We start from the raw sequence: 17,134 nt of genomic DNA, 5'->3' as shown, positions 1-17,134 counted from the left end.
AAAAACGAGCTGATGCCATCATCAGCTCGTTTCTATTTCTCTTATGATTGGTTGATTGGCTCTTCGCTAGCGAGCGGATAGATTTTACGATAGCGAATGAACCCGACGATGGCGTTGCCGACACCCAAGACGAGCATAGCGATGCTGACGATCCAACCGATCGTCGAGCCGAGCCCGAGTCCGCCAACCATTTGGTTGACGGCGAAGAGTGCGAGAAACATGCTCAGCCAGATGAGCGCTTGCGTGTTGAACAGTGCTTTCCGGTACGGTGTCTTCGTCAAATAAGCGCGTCGTTTGGAAACGAAGTAAGCACCTAACGAAAACAGAATGAGTCCGATCATAACTAATTGACCCAAGTGAAGAAACCCCTTTCAGACGTGTAATCTGTTATCATCATACCATAGAATAGTGTTCAAGAAAGCGAGGAATGGCAATGGCACATTGGCCAGAGGCAGCAACGATATTGAAATTGATTGAAGCGGCGGACACGATTATGATTCATCGACACGTCCGTCCCGACCCTGACGCGCTCGGGAGTCAGCTCGGATTAAAGCGGATTCTTGAAGTCGCCTATCCGGAAAAGCAGGTCTATGTCGTCGGCGGTATCGTCCGTGATTTAGAGTTTTTAGGTAAGATGGAGCATGTCGAACCGGAGATGTATCAAGAGGCGCTCGTCATCGTGCTCGATACGGCTAACCATGAACGAATCGATGGGCCGCACGCCTTGACCGGCAAAACCGTCGTCAAAATTGACCACCACCCTGACGAGGATGCGTATGCGACCCATCAAATCGTCGACACGACCGTTAGTTCAACCTCAGAGATGATTGCTGAACTTGCAGGGATTTGGGGGCTTGAACTTGACGAGGCGTCCGCATTCTTGTTGTTCGCCGGAATCGTAGGCGACACGGGACGGTTCCAGTTCCGCAACGCGACGCCACGTACGTTCGAAGTCGCGGCCGAACTGATTAACCATGGTATCGATACGAACCGGCTGTATCGTCAAATGTATAAGACGAATTTGGCGACGTTGCAACTCCAAGGCTATGTCTTACAAAACGTCATTGTGACCGACGCGGGTGTTGGCTACGTCAAAATCGATGCAGACGTCTTGCGCACGTTCCATGCGACACCGGAAGCGGCGTCGTTGCTCGTCAACAGCTTCTCTGGCCTCGAAGGGCTGAAGTGTTGGGTCATGTTCGTCGAGAACAAGGACGAGATTCGTGTCCGGATCCGTTCGAAAGGACCGGTCATCAACGAAGTGGCGAAACGCTATCGCGGCGGTGGTCATCCGATGGCCGCCGGTGCCACGATTGACAAGTGGGAAGAGATGGACGAGGTGATCGCGGCGCTCGATGAAGTCGCGGCCCCGTTCACGTTCGAAACAGAAGAGAGCTGACCGGTTGGTCAGCTCTCTTCAGCGTTTATCCTCTTCTTGTGGAATGAACCACGTACCACGGTCGGTCACATCCTCGACGACATCGAGTTGATACTCGGTGATATAACGTCGGAGTCGTTCGATAATCTCCGGACTGTCGGCGAAGACGGTCTGGCCGTTCTGTAAATTCTCTAGCTTGTCACGTGCGATTTTACCCCGATTAATAATCATACGGTTTATACCCCCTTTTAGGAGAAGTTTTGTCTATAATTATTGTATCAGACAAGTGCCAAAATGAGTTTGACAATTGTGAAAAAAGAAAGGGGGACTCTTGTGATCCACTTAAATGTACGATCGGCTTATAGCTTGATGCAAAGTACGATTCGGCTCGAACAGTATGTCGCCCAGATGGCCGAACGGGGGAGTCGAGCAGTCGCCTTGGCCGACGATGCGTTATACGGCTTGCCGCAATTCGTCCGATTATGTGAACGCTATGCGGTTAAACCCGTTATCGGATTACGGACGACGCTGCGAATGGATGGATTCGATGTCTCCGTTCTCGTCTATGCGTTGACAGATGAACAAGTGCCCGAACTGTATCGCATCGTCCAGGCCGATGGCTTGACCGAAGCGACCGAACTGGCCGTGCTCATCTTACCGGAGAACTGGAAAACGAACGACCCGGTTCACCGCCGCCGCCTCTATAACCATTTGCTCGGTTACGTGAATGAAGACAGACTGTGGCTCGGGTTGCCGGCGCCGCAATCGACGGAACAGACGCTGATGCTCCGGCAATTACGCGAGATGCGTGACGAACTGGGGACACGACTCGTACCGGCCCCGGACACGTGTTACATGAGACCGGAGGATTTCGAGGCGTATCGCGCCATCGTCGCCATCGGTGAAGGCGAGCTCATCTCACAAGAAGATGTGCATCGGAAAGGAAAGTACGTAAGACTGCCGAGCGAAATGAACGATTGGTTCGAACCGATCGAGCTTGAGGCGTTGGACGAGTTCGAATCCCTCATCTCGGTCACACGCTTGCCGGAGGCGACCTCGTCGATTCCAGAGATTGAACATGCGATCGACCGACTGAAGCGTCTCGTCGCCGAACGATTGAAGGCGCTCGACTTGTTCCAAGAGGAATATATCGAACGAGCCCGCTATGAACTCGACGTCATAGCGCGGACCGGTTTCGCCTCGTATTTCCTCATCGTCGAGGATATCGTCCGCTACGCTAAGGAGCAAGGCATTGAAGTCGGTCCTGGGCGTGGGTCCGCGGCCGGATCACTCGTCAGTTTCGCGCTTCACATCACCGAGGTCGACCCGGTCCGGTTCGAGCTGTTATTCGAACGCTTTTTGAACCCGGAACGAATCACGATGCCGGATATCGATTTAGACTTCGAAGACGAGCGGCGCGATGAGGTCGTCCGCTATGTCCTCGATAAATACGGGGCCAACCACGCCGCCCAAATCGGGACGCTCGCGACGTTCGGCGCGAAAGCGGCGCTACGTGATGTCGCGCGGGCGCTCGGGCTGACGCTTGAAGAAGGGCAGGCGGCCAGCAAACAAGTGAAAGACGACGGGTTGGCCGGGATTTTGGCCAATCCGACAAAGATGAAATGGTTTGCCGGCAGTCAGAAGCGGTCGCAACTGTTACACATCGCCGCCCAGCTCGAAGGATTGCCCCGTCAAGCCTCGGTCCACGCGGCCGGACTCGTACTCAGTCGCGACGCGCTTGATGACGTCACCCCGTTACAGCCGACAGCAGGGGAGCAAGTGACCCAATATAATATGAAGGATCTCGAAGCGCTCGGCCTGTTGAAAATCGATTTGCTCGGTCTGCGCAACTTGACGAGACTCCGTCAGATGGAGACGCTCATTCGCGAGACGGATGAACTGTTCTCGCTGAAGACAATTCCATTGAATGACGCCAAGACGTTGCGGGTGCTCGCTCGCGGTGACACGGACGGGATTTTCCAGTTCGAATCGGAAGGGATGAAACAAGCGCTCCGGCAAGTGAAGCCGACCACGTTCGAGGATATCGTCGTCACGATGTCGCTCTATCGTCCAGGTCCGATGCAGTTTATCGATACGTATGCGAAGCGAAAGCATGGCATGCCGCATCAGCCGGTCCACCCGGTCGTCGGTGAGATTATGCGTACGACGAACGGCGTGCTCGTCTATCAGGAGCAAGTCATGCGCCTCCTGCGAGAACTTGCCGGCTACTCGTATGCCGAGGCCGATTTGATTCGCCGTGCCATCGCCAAGAAAGATGTGGCGGCCATCGACGTCGAGAAGAGTCGATTCTTGGAACGTTCGTCGGAGCGGTTCGACAGCGACTCGATGCGACAAGTATTCTCGTGGATTGAGAAGTTCGCGGGCTACGGCTTCAACCGTTCACACGCGGTGGCCTACAGCTTGATCAGTTATCGCTTGGCTTTCGTGAAGGCGCACTTCGAACGGATTTTTTATCTCGTCACGTACGACAAGACGAACCAACTCGTTCGCATGCTGCGAAAAGGGAAAATTCCCGTCTATCCGCCGGACGTCCTTCATGGCCAAGCCGGGGCCTTTTTAGAAGGGCCAGGGGTCCGTCTCGGGTTGAAGGCGGTCCAAGGCTTGACGAAACGCGACGTCGAACGGTTGATTGAACACCATTCCGAATTCACCGACGTAAAACGTCTGCTCGAACTGATGGAGTGGGGCTCGAAAGACCAGCCGAAGTTGCGGCGCCTGCTCGGAGCCGGTGCCCTCGACCGGATGTATCACGGCGATCGCCACCGTGCGTTCGAGGCCGTTGAACGGCTTCGCGAGGAGACAGAGACGCATCTGCTCCCAGATGAGCTGTCCGCACTCGGTTTGAAGCGCTCGGCACCAATCGAGCCGAATTGGTCCGAAGAAGAACGGGAAGCACTCGGGACGTGGATCGTCCACTCGCCGTTGACGACGGTCGCCCCGCTCTCGATTGAGACGGTGACGATCGATGAAGTGTTGAACGGCGAACGGGGATTCATCGTCGTCTATGTCGATGCGATTCGTACGTTCAAGACGAAAAAGAATGAAGAGATGGGTGTTGTCATGGTCGATGACGGCGTCTCGCAAGACGAGGTCGTGATTTTTCCACGCGTGTTCACCCAATTCTCTCGTTCACTTTACGTCGGGAACGTCCTCTTGCTCGAGGTGCATCCGAATGAACGGGACGGGCGTCGCCAACTCGTCGTCGAACGCGTCCGGCCTCTCCACGGCCAAGCGTTGTTTGTCCGATTGCGTCTGGAGTCGTTCGCCGACCTTGAAGAACTATTGCGAACAGCGCCAGGGGATGTCCCCGTCATTTGCCGATTCTCTGATTCGAAAGAAGTGAAACAACTCGCCTCGACATATGCCGTCAATCCGACAGAAGCATTGTTGCAAGGATTGAGGCAGCGGTTCGGCGATACGGATGTCGTGTTGAAACGGGTCGACTCGAAATTGCCCGGCACGGGAACTAGTACCAAGTCATAAAAAGTGGTATAATCTGTTTAATTGGTCTGACCACTTTAGAGATAATGCCATCCAAAAGGGAGTTGAACGGTCAGATGCATGGAAAACACGCATCCTCATTTCACGAAAACATTTCTAAAATCAGAACGTTAATCGTCCAGGCCGCACTCGAGCCGGGCGACCGTCTCCCGTCAGAACGGGAACTCGCTGAAACGCTGTCCATCAGCCGTGCGTCAGTCCGTGAAGCATTACGGGCTCTCAGCTTCCTTGGGATTGTTGAGACGAAACACGGCGGCGGCACGTTTTTGTGCGAACAGGATCGGCACCGTTACATTGAAATCTTGTCAGAGTTCATCGTCACGAAACAGACGAAGGCGTCGGACATCGTCGATATGTTGCGTTTGCTTGAGCGCTTGGCGTTGACGGAGGTCGAACCGACCCCGGAACGCATCGCGTTGCTCGAGTCGAGCGTTGAGACGGACCGCGCCTTCAGGCAAAACCTCATCTTCGGATTAAAGAATGAACTGTTCATTCGAATCTGGAGCGAAGTGAACCGGTTTTATGACGGCACGGACGCAGGCGACCTATATACGGAAGACGAACGTAGACGATTGTTGGAGATGTGGCGTGGGGCGGGGATGCCGGAATGAACGAGGGGGAAGCGATGACTGCTTTTTTCAAGAAACCTAAACGATATATGCCATTGCGTCAACGAGAACCAAAGATTGATGCACCACAAGGCTTGATGACGAAATGTCCATCTTGTAAATATATGCATTACACGAAACAGTTAAACGAGAATCATAAAGTGTGTGATTGCGGCTACCATTTCCCGCTCAGTGCAGATGAGCGGATTCACATGTTGGTCGATGGTCAATCGTTTGAAAAATTTGCGGGACCGCTCGTTAAAGAGAACCCGCTTGATTTTCCAGATTATGAAGATAAATTGAAAAAAGACAGGGAACGAACTGGGATTGAAGAAGCAATCGTTTGCGGTCGTGCCACAATCGACGGTCTGCCGGTCGTCGTCTGCGTCATGGATGCCCGCTTCCGTATGGGGTCGATGGGCGCCTACGTCGGAGAAGCGATCGCCTCGGCGGTCCGGACCGCGACGAAAGACGGATTGCCGGTCGTCCTGTTCACGGCCTCGGGTGGTGCCCGCATGCAAGAAGGCATGGTCAGCTTGATGCAGATGGCCAATACGTCAATCGCCTTGAAAGAACATGACGAGGCGGGTCTTCTGTATGTCGCCTACTTGACGCATCCGACAACAGGTGGCGTGTCGGCGAGTTTCGCGATGCTTGGTGACGTAAACGTTGCCGAACCGGGAGCGTTGATTGGCTTTGCCGGTCGTCGCATCATCGAACAGACAATTCGTGAAAAATTGCCAGACAACTTCCAAACTGCCGAGTTTCTATTAGAAGCGGGTCAACTGGACGCCGTTGTTCATCGTGAACAGATGCGTTCGTTCTTGAAGAAGATGATTGAGTTACACGGCGGGGAGGTCCATCATGTTTGATCCAATCAAAGAAGTAAATGAACAGCTCGGGAAGTTGCGTGAGACGGCGGAGACGAAAGGAATCGATTTATCCCGTGAGATCCGTCACCTTGAAGCGAAGCTCCATCGATTAGAAAAAGACATTTATGGGAATATGAAACCGTGGGATCGCGTGCAGCTGGCGCGAAATCCGAAACGGCCGACGACGCTCGATTATATCGATCGCCTGTTCCCGGATTTCATTGAGTTGCACGGTGACCGTCACGGCTACGATGACGCTGCGATTGTAGCGGGATTGGCCACACTCGACGGTGTCCCGGTGACGATTATCGGTCATCAACGTGGGCGGAACACGAAAGAGAACATGAAACGCAACTTCGGGATGCCTCATCCAGAAGGCTATCGCAAAGCACTTCGTTTCATGAAGCAAGCAGAGAAGTTCAATCGTCCGGTCATTACGTTCATCGATACAAAAGGCGCCTACCCTGGGAAAGCGGCCGAAGAGCGTGGACAAAGCGAAGCGATTGCCCGCAACTTGTTTGAAATGGCGACGTTGAAAGTTCCGATTATCTCGATTGTCATCGGGGAAGGCGGATCGGGCGGTGCGCTCGGGATTGGTGTTTGCGACCGGTTGCTCATGCTTGAAAACAGCACGTACTCGGTCATTTCACCAGAAGGCGCGGCTGCCCTGCTTTGGAAAGACGCGAAGCTTGCGGAACGCGCTGCGGAAACGATGAAGATTACTGCACAAGATTTGTTGAATTTAGGGATTGTCGATGAAGTCGTCACCGAGGTGTTCGGTGGGGCCCATATCGATGTGTCATTACAGTCATCGCTCTTAAAGCCTGTATTAGCACAACACATGACTGAGTTGCGAGGACGGACTCAAAACGAGTTGTTGCAAGGGCGCGCTACCAAATATCATGAAATTGGCACAATTGGCTCGTGAAAACGTTAACAATCGCTTTGCGTTCACGTTAAATCACTCACGGGTTGACTGCTTTTGAGCACACCCCATGCTTTTTTTTCACATACTTGTGTTGTAAAACAAAGGTCAGACATGGTATTTTATTTTCAGATTTCGTTAAAACACATAAGAGGTGAGTGACGTGAATTTAAAACGTATTGCGGTATTGACAAGTGGGGGAGACGCCCCCGGAATGAACGCTGCAGTCCGTGCCGTGACCCGAAAAGCGATTTTCGAAGGTCTAGAAGTGTACGGTGTGTATAACGGCTATCAAGGTCTAATCGAAGGAGATCTCGTTGAATTGAACCTCGGTTCTGTCGGTGATATCATCCAGCGTGGAGGAACTTTCTTACGTTCTGCCCGTTGCCCTGAGTTTAGAACGGAAGAGGGCCGTGCCAAAGCGGTCGAGCAGTTGAAGAAATTCAATATCGACGCGCTTGTAGTCATCGGGGGCGACGGTTCTTACCGTGGCGCCCAGAAGTTGACGGAACTTGGATTCCCGACAATCGGGCTTCCAGGAACGATCGACAACGATATCCCAGGAACGGACGCGACAATCGGGTTCGATACGGCGCTCAATACGGCGCTTGACGCGATTGACAAAATCCGTGACACGGCGTCGTCGCATGAACGGACGTATGTCATTGAAGTGATGGGCCGTGACGCAGGTGATATCGCACTTTATGCCGGTCTTGCCGGTGGTGCCGAGTCAATCCTCGTCCCAGAACGTCCAGAAGACTTGAGTGCGATCGTGGAACGCATCAACCATGGTGTGGCTCGCGGTAAGAAACACTCGATCGTCGTCGTCGCTGAAGGCGCCGGCAGTGCCGAAGAGATCGGAAAAATGATCGCTGAGAAGACAAACTCAGAGACACGCGTGACGATTCTTGGACACATTCAACGTGGCGGTTCCCCGACTGCTGCGGACCGCGTGCTTGCGAGCCGCATGGGTGCTTACGCTGTCGAGATTTTACTCGAAGGCAAGGCAGGACGTGTCGTCGGCATTCGTGCCGGTAAGATGATGGATCTCGATATCGACGAAGCGCTCGATCACAACAAGCACACGCTCGATATGCAGTTGATCGATCTTTCGAACCAACTTTCGATTTAACGAGTACCAGTGAACTCCACAGAGACGGGATCAGGTCGGTTGACCCCCCGTTTTCTGTGTGTAAATGTAATACATCCCCTAGGAGGTTTTTATTTATGCGTAGAACGAAAATTGTATGTACGATTGGACCAGCTTCAGAGAAACGTCTTCCGGAAATGATTGAAGCCGGTATGAACGTCGCCCGCCTCAACTTCTCACACGGTGACTATGAAGAGCACGGCGCACGTATCCGCGACATCCGCGAAGCAGCAAAAGCTGCCGGCAAAGTCGTGACGGTCCTTCTTGACACGAAAGGTCCTGAAATCCGTACACATACGTTTGAAGACGGAAAAGCACTCCTCGAAAAAGGCAAAGAAGTCATCATCGTCTCGACAGAAGAATTCGTCGGAACGAAAGATCGTTTCTCGGTCACGTACGAAGGTCTCTACGAAGACGTTGAAGTCGGGTCACGCATCATGCTCGATGACGGACTCATCGGTCTCCTTGTCGTTGAGAAGCTCCCGAACCGTGATCTTCGCTGCGTCATCGAAAACGAAGGCGTTATCAAGACGAAGAAAGGTGTCAACTTGCCTAACGTCAAGGTAAACCTTCCTGCCCTTACAGACAAAGACATCGCCGACATCGAGTTCGGGATTTCACAAGACATCGATGTCATCGCGGCATCGTTCGTCCGCCGTGCGTCTGACGTCGTTGAGATTCGTCAACTTCTTGAACGCAACAACGCGTCACACATCAAAATCTATCCAAAAATCGAAAACCAAGAAGGTGTCGACAACATCGACGAAATCTTGGCGATTTCTGACGGTTTGATGGTCGCTCGTGGTGACCTCGGAATCGAGATCCCAACAGAAGAAGTCACACCAGTTCAAAAAGAATTGATCAAGAAATGTAACGACCTCGGGAAACCGGTCATCACGGCCACACAAATGCTTGATTCAATGCAACGCAACCCGCGTCCAACACGTGCGGAAGCATCTGACGTTGCCAACGCCATCCTCGATGGTACGGACGCAGTCATGCTTTCAGGTGAGACGGCAGCAGGGGATTACCCAATCGAGTCAGTTCAAATGCAAGCAGCAATCGCTGTTCGTACTGAGCAAATGCTCGACTACAAAAACTTGCTCAAAGATCGTCAGAAACGCAGTGAGCACACGGTAACGGATGCGATCTCACAAGCGGTTGCCCACACGGCAATCAACTTGAACGCGAAAGCGATCTTGACACCGACACAATCAGGTTACACGGCTGCTCGTACAGCGAAGTATCGTCCAGAGGCGAACATCATCGCGGTCACAGAGTCAGAGCGTGTGGCACGTCAATTGAACCTCGTTTGGGGCGTGTACCCAATCGTGGCTGACACGATGCCGAACAACACGGATGAGATGCTGGTACAAGCTTCAGAAGCAGCTCGTCACGCTGGATTCGTTACAGACGGTGACCTCGTCGTCATCTCGGCTGGTATCCCGGCTGCGACAGCTGGTACGACGAACATGATGAAAGTTCATATCGTCGGTCACGCCCTCGCAAACGGACGCGGCATCGGTGAGCGTGGTCTCGTCGGTGAAGTCGTCGTTGCGAACAATGCAGACGAGGCGAATGCGAAAGCGAAAGAGGGCATGATCCTCGTCGCACCATTCACAGATAAAGAAATGATGCCAGCGATTGAAAAAGCGGCTGGAATCATCACAGAAGACGGTGGATTGACGAGCCATGCCGGTATCGTTGGACCATCACTCCGCAAGCCGGTTATCGTCGGTGTCGAATCAGCGACATCAACGTTCCGCGACGGACAGATGATTTCAATCGACCCACTTACTGGTAAAATCTACAACGCGTAATCGAATGCCAATCGAACCGACCTTTTCATGAGGTCGGTTCTTTTTCCATTCAGAAAGAGAGTGTGTGATGAGTGCCTATTTATTCTTGCTGTTGCTCGTATTGATTGGGGTTATCTCCCATAACCAGTCGGTCATCATCGCCAGCAGTGTCCTCTTGATTATTAAAGCGGTCGGATTCGGCGACCAATTGTTCCCGACGCTCGCCTCAAAAGGCATCCATTGGGGCGTAACGATTATTACAATTGCCGTCCTCGTGCCGATTGCGACAGGCGACATCGGATTCCGGGAATTGTGGAATAGTATTAAAGGTCCAGTCGGCATCATCGCGTTCGCCTCTGGAATCTTCGTCGCGCTCGCCGCCGGCCAAGGGGTTCAATTGATGCGGGTCGACCCCGTCGTGACGACGGCATTGCTCGCTGGGACCATCCTGGCCGTCGGTTTCATGAAAGGCGTGCCGGTCGGACCGCTCGTCGGAGCCGGCATCGCCGCCTTGATTTTAGGTGGATTTAGCCTGTTACAAAAATGGTTTTGACATTTTTTGACGGCTGGATACGCTTACATTTCTTTTTTTCAGTAAATTGTTTATACTAGATAAAGGACAGGGTGGAGCGAGCTCGAAACGGATTGGGGAGAGTCTTCGACTCCTCGCCCTTATTCCCTACACACAGACTGTATATGCGGTCGATCACTTTTAAAGACTGAGGGGGAGTTATTGATGTCAACGACAAAAGGTTTAGAAGGAATTGTGGCAGCGGCCTCAAAAGTCAGTTCGATTATCGACGGACAATTGACTTACGGAGGATACACGATTGACGATTTGGCAGATCATGCCACATTCGAAGAGGTTATTTTCCTATTATGGAACGACCGCCTTCCGAAAGTAGATGAATTAACCGAGCTCTCAGCAGCGCTCGTGAAAGAAGCCAAATTGCCAGAAGACGTCATCGCGACGCTCGAACGGGCACCGAAATCGGCCAATGCGATGGCGACGATTCGGACTGCACTTTCACAGCTCGCGCTTTATGATGAAGAGTCTGAAGATATGAGTCCGGAAGTGAACATGCGCAAAGCGATTCGTCTCCAAGCGCAAATCGCCACGATTGTGACGGCATTTGCTCGTCTTCGTAAAGGCGAACAACCGGTTGCACCAAAACAGGGCTTGTCTTATGCGGGCAACTTCTTGTACATGTTGAATGGAGAAGAGCCGAGCGAGGTCGCCGAGAAGACGATTGACAAGGCACTCATCCTTCACGCCGACCATGAATTGAACGCTTCGACGTTCACGGCCCGCGTCTGCGTCGCCACATTGTCGGATATTTATTCAGGTGTGACGGCGGCGATGGGCGCCCTTAAAGGCCCGCTCCACGGTGGTGCGAACGAGGCGGTCATGAAGATGCTTCATGAAATCGGATCGGTCGACAAAGTCGAAGACTACGTCCGCGGCAAGTTCGAACGCCGTGAGAAGATTATGGGCTTCGGTCACCGTGTCTATAAGGACGGCGACCCACGCGCGAAACATTTGAAAGAGATGAGCCGCCAATTGACGGCCCAAATCGGCGAACCGGAATGGTACGAGATGTCTGAGAAAATCGATCATCTCGTCGAGACGGAAAAAGGCTTGAAACCGAACGTCGATTTCTATTCGGCGTCAACATATTACGCGCTCGGTCTCGACGAAGAGTTGTTCACGCCAATCTTTGCTGTCTCACGCATGTCGGGCTGGATTGCCCACATCCTCGAGCAGTACGCGGACAACCGTTTGATCCGTCCTCGCGCTGAATACATCGGCGAGACGAACCGGTCATACGTCCCGGTGAACGAGCGTTAATTGACGCCGAACGAGAAGTTCGAGTCACAATTTAGACATAAACTTTGGTAAACTAACAATTGACGTAGGTCGGCGCTCGCGTCGGCCTACATAAATGTACTTAGGGGGATTCATTATGTTGACACAAAACGAAAAGATTACAGTTGAAAACGGTGTATTAAACGTACCAAACGTACCGACGATTCCATTTATCATCGGCGACGGCACAGGACCTGATATTTGGAACGCATCAGTACGCGTCTTCGATGCGGCTGTCGAAAAAGCATATGGCGGCGAGAAGAAAATCGAATGGATGGAAGTGTACGCTGGGGAGAAGGCCTACAACCAAAAAGGCGAATGGCTTCCAAACGAGACACTCGATCAAATCCGTGAATATTTGATTGCCATCAAAGGTCCATTGACGACACCGGTCGGCGGCGGAATCCGTTCACTCAACGTAGCACTCCGTCAAGAACTTGACTTGTACACGTGCTTGCGCCCGGTCCGTTACTTCACAGGCGTCCCTTCACCGGTCAAACGCCCAGAGGATACAGACATGGTCATCTTCCGTGAGAACACAGAAGATATCTACGCAGGAATCGAATACGCGTCAGGTAGCGACGAAGTGAAGAAGTTGATCTCATTCTTGAAAGAAGAGATGAACGTCAACAAAATCCGTTTCCCAGAAACGTCTGGAATCGGGATCAAGCCAATCTCGTCTGAAGGTACAAAACGTCTTGTTCGTGCGGCTCTCGAGTACGCCATCGCGAACAACCGTAAATCGCTCACGCTCGTCCATAAAGGGAACATCATGAAGTTCACAGAAGGCGCCTTCAAAAACTGGGGCTATGAGCTTGCAGAAGAAGAGTACGGCGACAAAGTCTTCACATGGGCGCAGTATGACCGTATCAAAGAAGAGTCAGGCGAAGCGGCTGCGAATGAAGCGCAATCGAAAGCAGAAGCAGAAGGCAAAATCATCATAAAAGATTCAATCGCTGATATCTTCTTGCAACAGATTTTAACACGTCCTCGTGAGTTCGATGTCGTGGCAACGATGAACTTGAACGGTGACTACATCTCGGATGCACTCGCTGCCCAAGTCGGTGGAATCGGAATCGCCCCTGGAGCAAACATCAACTACGTGACGGGCCATGCCATCTTCGAAGCGACACACGGTACGGCACCTAAGTATGCCGGCCTCGACAAGGTCAACCCATCATCGGTCATCTTGTCAGGTGAAATGATGCTTCGTCATATGAACTGGAACGAAGCGGCTGACCTCATCATCAACTCGATGGAAAAGACGATTGCCTCGAAAGTCGTCACATACGATTTCGCTCGTCTCATGGACGGCGCGACAGAAGTGAAGTGTTCAGAGTTTGCGGATGAATTAATTAAAAACATGTAAGACATCAGCTAAACCAAGGGGGAGAGCACAATGATTCGTCGCAATAAAATCTCGGTTATCGGTAGCGGATTCACGGGGGCCACGACGGCACTGTATTTGGCTCAAAAAGAACTCGGTAACGTCGTCTTGCTCGATATCAAAGAAAACGAGAACCCGACGAAAGGAAAAGCGCTCGATATGCAAGAGACGGCGCCGATTCAAGGGTTTGACTCGTGGATTACAGGGACGTCGGACTATGCCGAAACGGCGGGCTCGGATATCGTAGTCATCACAGCGGGAATCGCGCGCAAGCCAGGCATGAGCCGGGACGACCTCGTCTCGACGAACGCCAAAGTGATGCGGGCGGTCACGAAAGAAGTGACCCGTTACTCACCGGATGCGATTATCATCGTCTTGACGAACCCGGTCGACGCGATGACGTATGCCGCCTTCAAAGAGTCAGGCTTCCCGAAAGAGCGTGTCATTGGTCAATCCGGTGTGCTTGATACGGCCCGGTTCCGGACGTTCGTCGCTGCGGAGTTGAATATATCCGTGAAGGACGTCTCTGGATTCGTGCTCGGTGGGCACGGGGATGACATGGTCCCGCTCATCCGCTACTCGTATGCGGGGGGAATCCCGCTCGAGAAATTGTTGCCGACCGACCGCATCGAAGCGATCGTCAATCGGACCCGTAAAGGCGGCGGTGAGATTGTCCAACTGCTCGGGAACGGATCGGCCTACTATGCGCCGGCCGCGGCCCTCGTCGAGATGGTCGAAGCGATTCTCAAAGATCAACGGCGTATTTTACCGGCCATCGCGTATCTCGACGGCGAATACGGTTTCCACGACATGTATCTCGGAGTTCCGACGATTCTTGGTGCGAACGGGATCGAACGTGTGCTCGAACTTGAATTGACGGAAGCCGAAACGGCGGCGCTACAGCGATCAGCCGACTCGGTCCGCTCCGTCCTGAACGTCCTCAACTGAGGGCTTACCTCGTCTGCCATGGCAGACGAGGTTTTTTGTATGCGTGGCACATGCTACACTGAAAGCAGAACGTGGATTTGTTTTGTTTTTGTAAAGATTTGCTTTGAGGTTGGTCGTACGTGGCATTGATTTGTAAAATAGGTAGTGTACATGACTGAACAGATAGATTAGAGGAGGAACTAAGCGTGGCTGATAAAGTAATTGTTGTCGATGACGAGGTGTCGATTGCGACGTTATTAAAGTTTAATTTAGAACAAGCCGGGTTCGAAGTCGAGACGGCGCACGATGGAAAGACCGGACTTGAACTGGCCGAGAAACAAGATGCCGTCTTGATTGTCCTCGATTTGATGTTGCCTGAGATGGACGGTCTTGAGGTTTGTAAACGGCTCCGCCAACAAAAAGTGAACACACCGATTCTCATGTTGACGGCGAAAGACGATGAGTTCGATAAAGTGCTCGGCCTCGAACTCGGTGCCGATGACTATTTGACGAAGCCGTTCAGCCCACGGGAAGTCGTAGCCCGGGTCAAAGCTATCCTACGCCGTTCGGCCCCACAAGAAGCGCGGGCGACGGACACGGACGTCATCGAGATTGGCGACGTGAAAATCATCGCGTCGAACTATGAAGTGTTCAAGAACGGCGAACGCCTCGAATTGACACCGAAAGAGTTCGAACTGTTGGCCTACCTGGCCAAGAACAAAGGACGCGTCTTGACGCGCGACCAGCTCTTGTCGGCGATTTGGAATTACGACTTCGTCGGAGATACGCGCATCGTGGACGTCCACATCAGCCACCTCCGCGAGAAGATTGAGCCGGTGACGAAAAAACCGACCTATATCAAGACGATTCGCGGCCTCGGTTATAAGATGGAAGAGCCGATGGCCGAATGAAGACGTACCGCTCGCGGTTTTTGACGACGCTCATCCTGCTCGTGACGGGCGTCTTATTGACCCTCGGAATCGTGCTCGGTCAATTGTTCAAAGACTTTTATTTGGATTCTGAACGCGACCGGTTGAAAGAAGACGCTGAGTTGGCCGCGCTCTATTTAGACGGAGGCGACCTTGCGGACATCCAAGACTACGTCGGTCAAATCGATGATGAGAGCAGTTTCGATATCTTGCTCCTCAATCGTCGGATGGAAGTCATCGCCGGGACACCGTTTCGGGTCGGTTCCTTTGATTTCCGGATGGATGCCTCGTCGATTCCGGAAGGCGGGACGTTCGGCAACGAGACACGCGAGGACTTGATTCAGTTCACGAAGCCGATCGAACTGTCATCCGATGACACGGTATATTTGAGTTTTATCCGTTACGTCTCCGATTTGGAAGGGGTGTATGACCGGATTTGGCTGACCATCGCGCTAGCCTTGATTTTCTCGTTCTTCTTAATCCTTTTCGTGTTACACAACCTGACGAACCAATTCATCCGACCAATCGACGAGGCGACCATCGTCTTGCGAGAACTGGCGGACGGGAACTATCGGGCCCGAGTCTACGAGTTGCGAAACGATGAGGAGACGGGCAGCCTGGCCGGGTCGATTAACGTGCTCGCCCGCAACTTGGAGACAATCTCACTCGGGGAATCGGTTCAACGGGCAAGGCTTGAGTCGCTCATCGAGTATATGGGAGCAGGGTTACTTTTGGTCGACGAACGTGGCATCGTGACGCTCGTCAACCGCTCGTATCGCGACATGTTCCAATATGATGAGTTGATGGTCGGTCAGTTTTATCATGGGATCTTGCCGAGCCCGGACGTTGAGACGCTGATTGAAGACGTCTATTTGACAGAGGAGCCGCATCGCCGACAACTATCGATTCGGTCCGGTTTCAACCAAAAGACGTATATGGTATCGGCCGCACCGATTTTCAGTGATACAGGCATGTTGCGCGGGACGACGCTTCTCTTTAACGACATCAGCGAGTTGAAGCGACTTGAGAAGATGCGCAAGGATTTCGTCGCGAACGTCAGTCATGAACTGAAGACGCCGCTCACGTCGATTCGTGGTTTCAGCGAGACGCTGCTCGACGGGGCGAAAGAAGTGCCGGAACTACGCGATCAATTCTTGGATATCATTCAAAAGGAAGCGACGCGCATGCAGATGCTCGTCGAGGACTTGCTCGAACTGTCGCGGCTCGAACGGGAAGACTTCCATTTGGAGTTCACCCCGGTCCAACTCAATCAGCTCGTCGAGGAAGTCTGTCTCGTGCTCAGTCAAAAAGCGGAGCAGAAATCGATTCACTTGGAGTCGCGTCATGATGGGGAAGTCGTCTTGCAGGCGGACATGAACCGAATCAAACAAGTCATCTTGAATCTCGTCGCCAATGCGATCAATTACTCGCCGGAAGGTAGCCAGGTCGAGATTGCGGTCGAGAAGAGACCGGACGGCTCTTATTTGATTGTCAAAGACAACGGCATCGGCATCGCGCCGAAAGAAGTGGGCCGAATCTTTGAACGGTTCTACCGGGTCGATAAGGCGCGGAGCCGAAACTCCGGCGGGACGGGTCTTGGTCTTGCCATCGTCAAGCATATCGTCGATCTCCATCACGCGACGATTCAAGTCGATAGCGTCGAAGGCGAAGGAACGACGTTCACCATCAAATTCCCGAGTGCTTAACAAGGAATTCATGGTGAATTCATACCGGCTTTACAAAGCGATGCTACTCTATGGATGAGACCTC

15 protein-coding genes are annotated in these 17,134 nt (G+C 52.6%); 13 read left to right on the top strand and 2 right to left on the bottom strand.

The window, feature by feature from the left end:
* Positions 1 to 41: 41 nt before the first annotated feature.
* On the bottom strand, positions 42 to 356 hold the full coding sequence (locus KNP81_RS00765; RefSeq protein ID WP_235045157.1) for a YtpI family protein: 315 nt from the start codon (positions 354 to 356) through the stop codon (positions 42 to 44).
* A gap of 77 nt (positions 357 to 433) precedes the next feature.
* Between KNP81_RS00765 and KNP81_RS00760 the strand changes: the two genes are divergently transcribed.
* Positions 434 to 1,399, top strand: a complete 966-nt coding sequence (locus KNP81_RS00760; protein WP_214717527.1) for a DHH family phosphoesterase — start codon at positions 434 to 436, stop codon at positions 1,397 to 1,399.
* Positions 1,400 to 1,417: 18 nt separating this feature from the next.
* Here the strand turns inward: KNP81_RS00760 and KNP81_RS00755 are convergent, their stop codons facing one another.
* The gene (locus KNP81_RS00755; RefSeq protein ID WP_021065615.1) at positions 1,418 to 1,609 is read right to left on the bottom strand and encodes a YtzJ family protein; all 192 of its coding nucleotides are present in this window, start codon (positions 1,607 to 1,609) and stop codon (positions 1,418 to 1,420) included.
* A 102-nt stretch (positions 1,610 to 1,711) separates the two neighbouring features.
* Here KNP81_RS00755 and dnaE point away from each other — a divergent pair, with 102 nt between their 5' ends.
* The 12 genes from dnaE (at position 1,712) to pnpS (ending at position 17,070) form a co-directional block, all read left to right on the top strand.
* Positions 1,712 to 4,882, top strand: a complete 3,171-nt coding sequence (dnaE, locus tag KNP81_RS00750; protein WP_353048063.1) for a DNA polymerase III subunit alpha — start codon at positions 1,712 to 1,714, stop codon at positions 4,880 to 4,882.
* 74 nt (positions 4,883 to 4,956) lie between these two features.
* Complete coding sequence (locus KNP81_RS00745) at positions 4,957 to 5,511, top strand: FadR/GntR family transcriptional regulator (RefSeq protein ID WP_021065617.1); 555 nt, start codon at positions 4,957 to 4,959, stop codon at positions 5,509 to 5,511.
* Between the two features lie 14 nt (positions 5,512 to 5,525).
* The gene (gene accD, locus KNP81_RS00740; RefSeq protein ID WP_214717523.1) at positions 5,526 to 6,380 is read left to right on the top strand and encodes an acetyl-CoA carboxylase, carboxyltransferase subunit beta; all 855 of its coding nucleotides are present in this window, start codon (positions 5,526 to 5,528) and stop codon (positions 6,378 to 6,380) included.
* Positions 6,373 to 7,308: an acetyl-CoA carboxylase carboxyltransferase subunit alpha gene (locus KNP81_RS00735; RefSeq protein WP_214717521.1), complete on the top strand. Its 936-nt coding sequence runs from the start codon at positions 6,373 to 6,375 to the stop codon at positions 7,306 to 7,308. The genes accD and KNP81_RS00735 overlap by 8 nt, the downstream gene beginning before the upstream one ends.
* 160 nt (positions 7,309 to 7,468) lie before the next feature.
* Positions 7,469 to 8,437: a 6-phosphofructokinase gene (gene pfkA / locus KNP81_RS00730; protein WP_214717519.1), complete on the top strand. Its 969-nt coding sequence runs from the start codon at positions 7,469 to 7,471 to the stop codon at positions 8,435 to 8,437.
* 95 nt (positions 8,438 to 8,532) lie between these two features.
* The gene (gene pyk / locus KNP81_RS00725; RefSeq protein WP_214717517.1) at positions 8,533 to 10,275 is read left to right on the top strand and encodes a pyruvate kinase; all 1,743 of its coding nucleotides are present in this window, start codon (positions 8,533 to 8,535) and stop codon (positions 10,273 to 10,275) included.
* Positions 10,276 to 10,342: 67 nt separating this feature from the next.
* On the top strand, positions 10,343 to 10,807 hold the full coding sequence (locus KNP81_RS00720; RefSeq protein ID WP_021065622.1) for a DUF441 domain-containing protein: 465 nt from the start codon (positions 10,343 to 10,345) through the stop codon (positions 10,805 to 10,807).
* Between the two features lie 183 nt (positions 10,808 to 10,990).
* Positions 10,991 to 12,103, top strand: coding sequence for a citrate synthase (gene citZ, locus KNP81_RS00715; RefSeq protein WP_214717515.1), 1,113 nt, complete (start codon positions 10,991 to 10,993; stop codon positions 12,101 to 12,103).
* Between the two features lie 118 nt (positions 12,104 to 12,221).
* A complete protein-coding gene (gene icd, locus KNP81_RS00710; RefSeq protein WP_214718336.1) occupies positions 12,222 to 13,490 on the top strand; it encodes an NADP-dependent isocitrate dehydrogenase in 1,269 nt (422 codons plus the stop codon).
* Positions 13,491 to 13,520: 30 nt separating this feature from the next.
* Positions 13,521 to 14,456: a malate dehydrogenase gene (mdh, locus tag KNP81_RS00705; RefSeq protein WP_214717512.1), complete on the top strand. Its 936-nt coding sequence runs from the start codon at positions 13,521 to 13,523 to the stop codon at positions 14,454 to 14,456.
* Between the two features lie 185 nt (positions 14,457 to 14,641).
* On the top strand, positions 14,642 to 15,346 hold the full coding sequence (locus KNP81_RS00700) for a response regulator transcription factor (RefSeq protein ID WP_214717510.1): 705 nt from the start codon (positions 14,642 to 14,644) through the stop codon (positions 15,344 to 15,346).
* The gene (pnpS, locus tag KNP81_RS00695) at positions 15,343 to 17,070 is read left to right on the top strand and encodes a two-component system histidine kinase PnpS (RefSeq protein WP_214717508.1); all 1,728 of its coding nucleotides are present in this window, start codon (positions 15,343 to 15,345) and stop codon (positions 17,068 to 17,070) included. Before KNP81_RS00700 ends, pnpS begins: the two co-directional genes overlap by 4 nt.
* Positions 17,071 to 17,134 lie beyond the last annotated feature (64 nt).

The organism is Exiguobacterium sp. s149 (assembly GCF_018618395.1).
Taxonomy (GTDB): Bacteria; Bacillota; Bacilli; order Exiguobacteriales; family Exiguobacteriaceae; genus Exiguobacterium; species Exiguobacterium chiriqhucha.
Note: the sequence above shows the minus strand (reverse complement) of the source record. Positions and strands in the feature narration are given on the sequence as shown.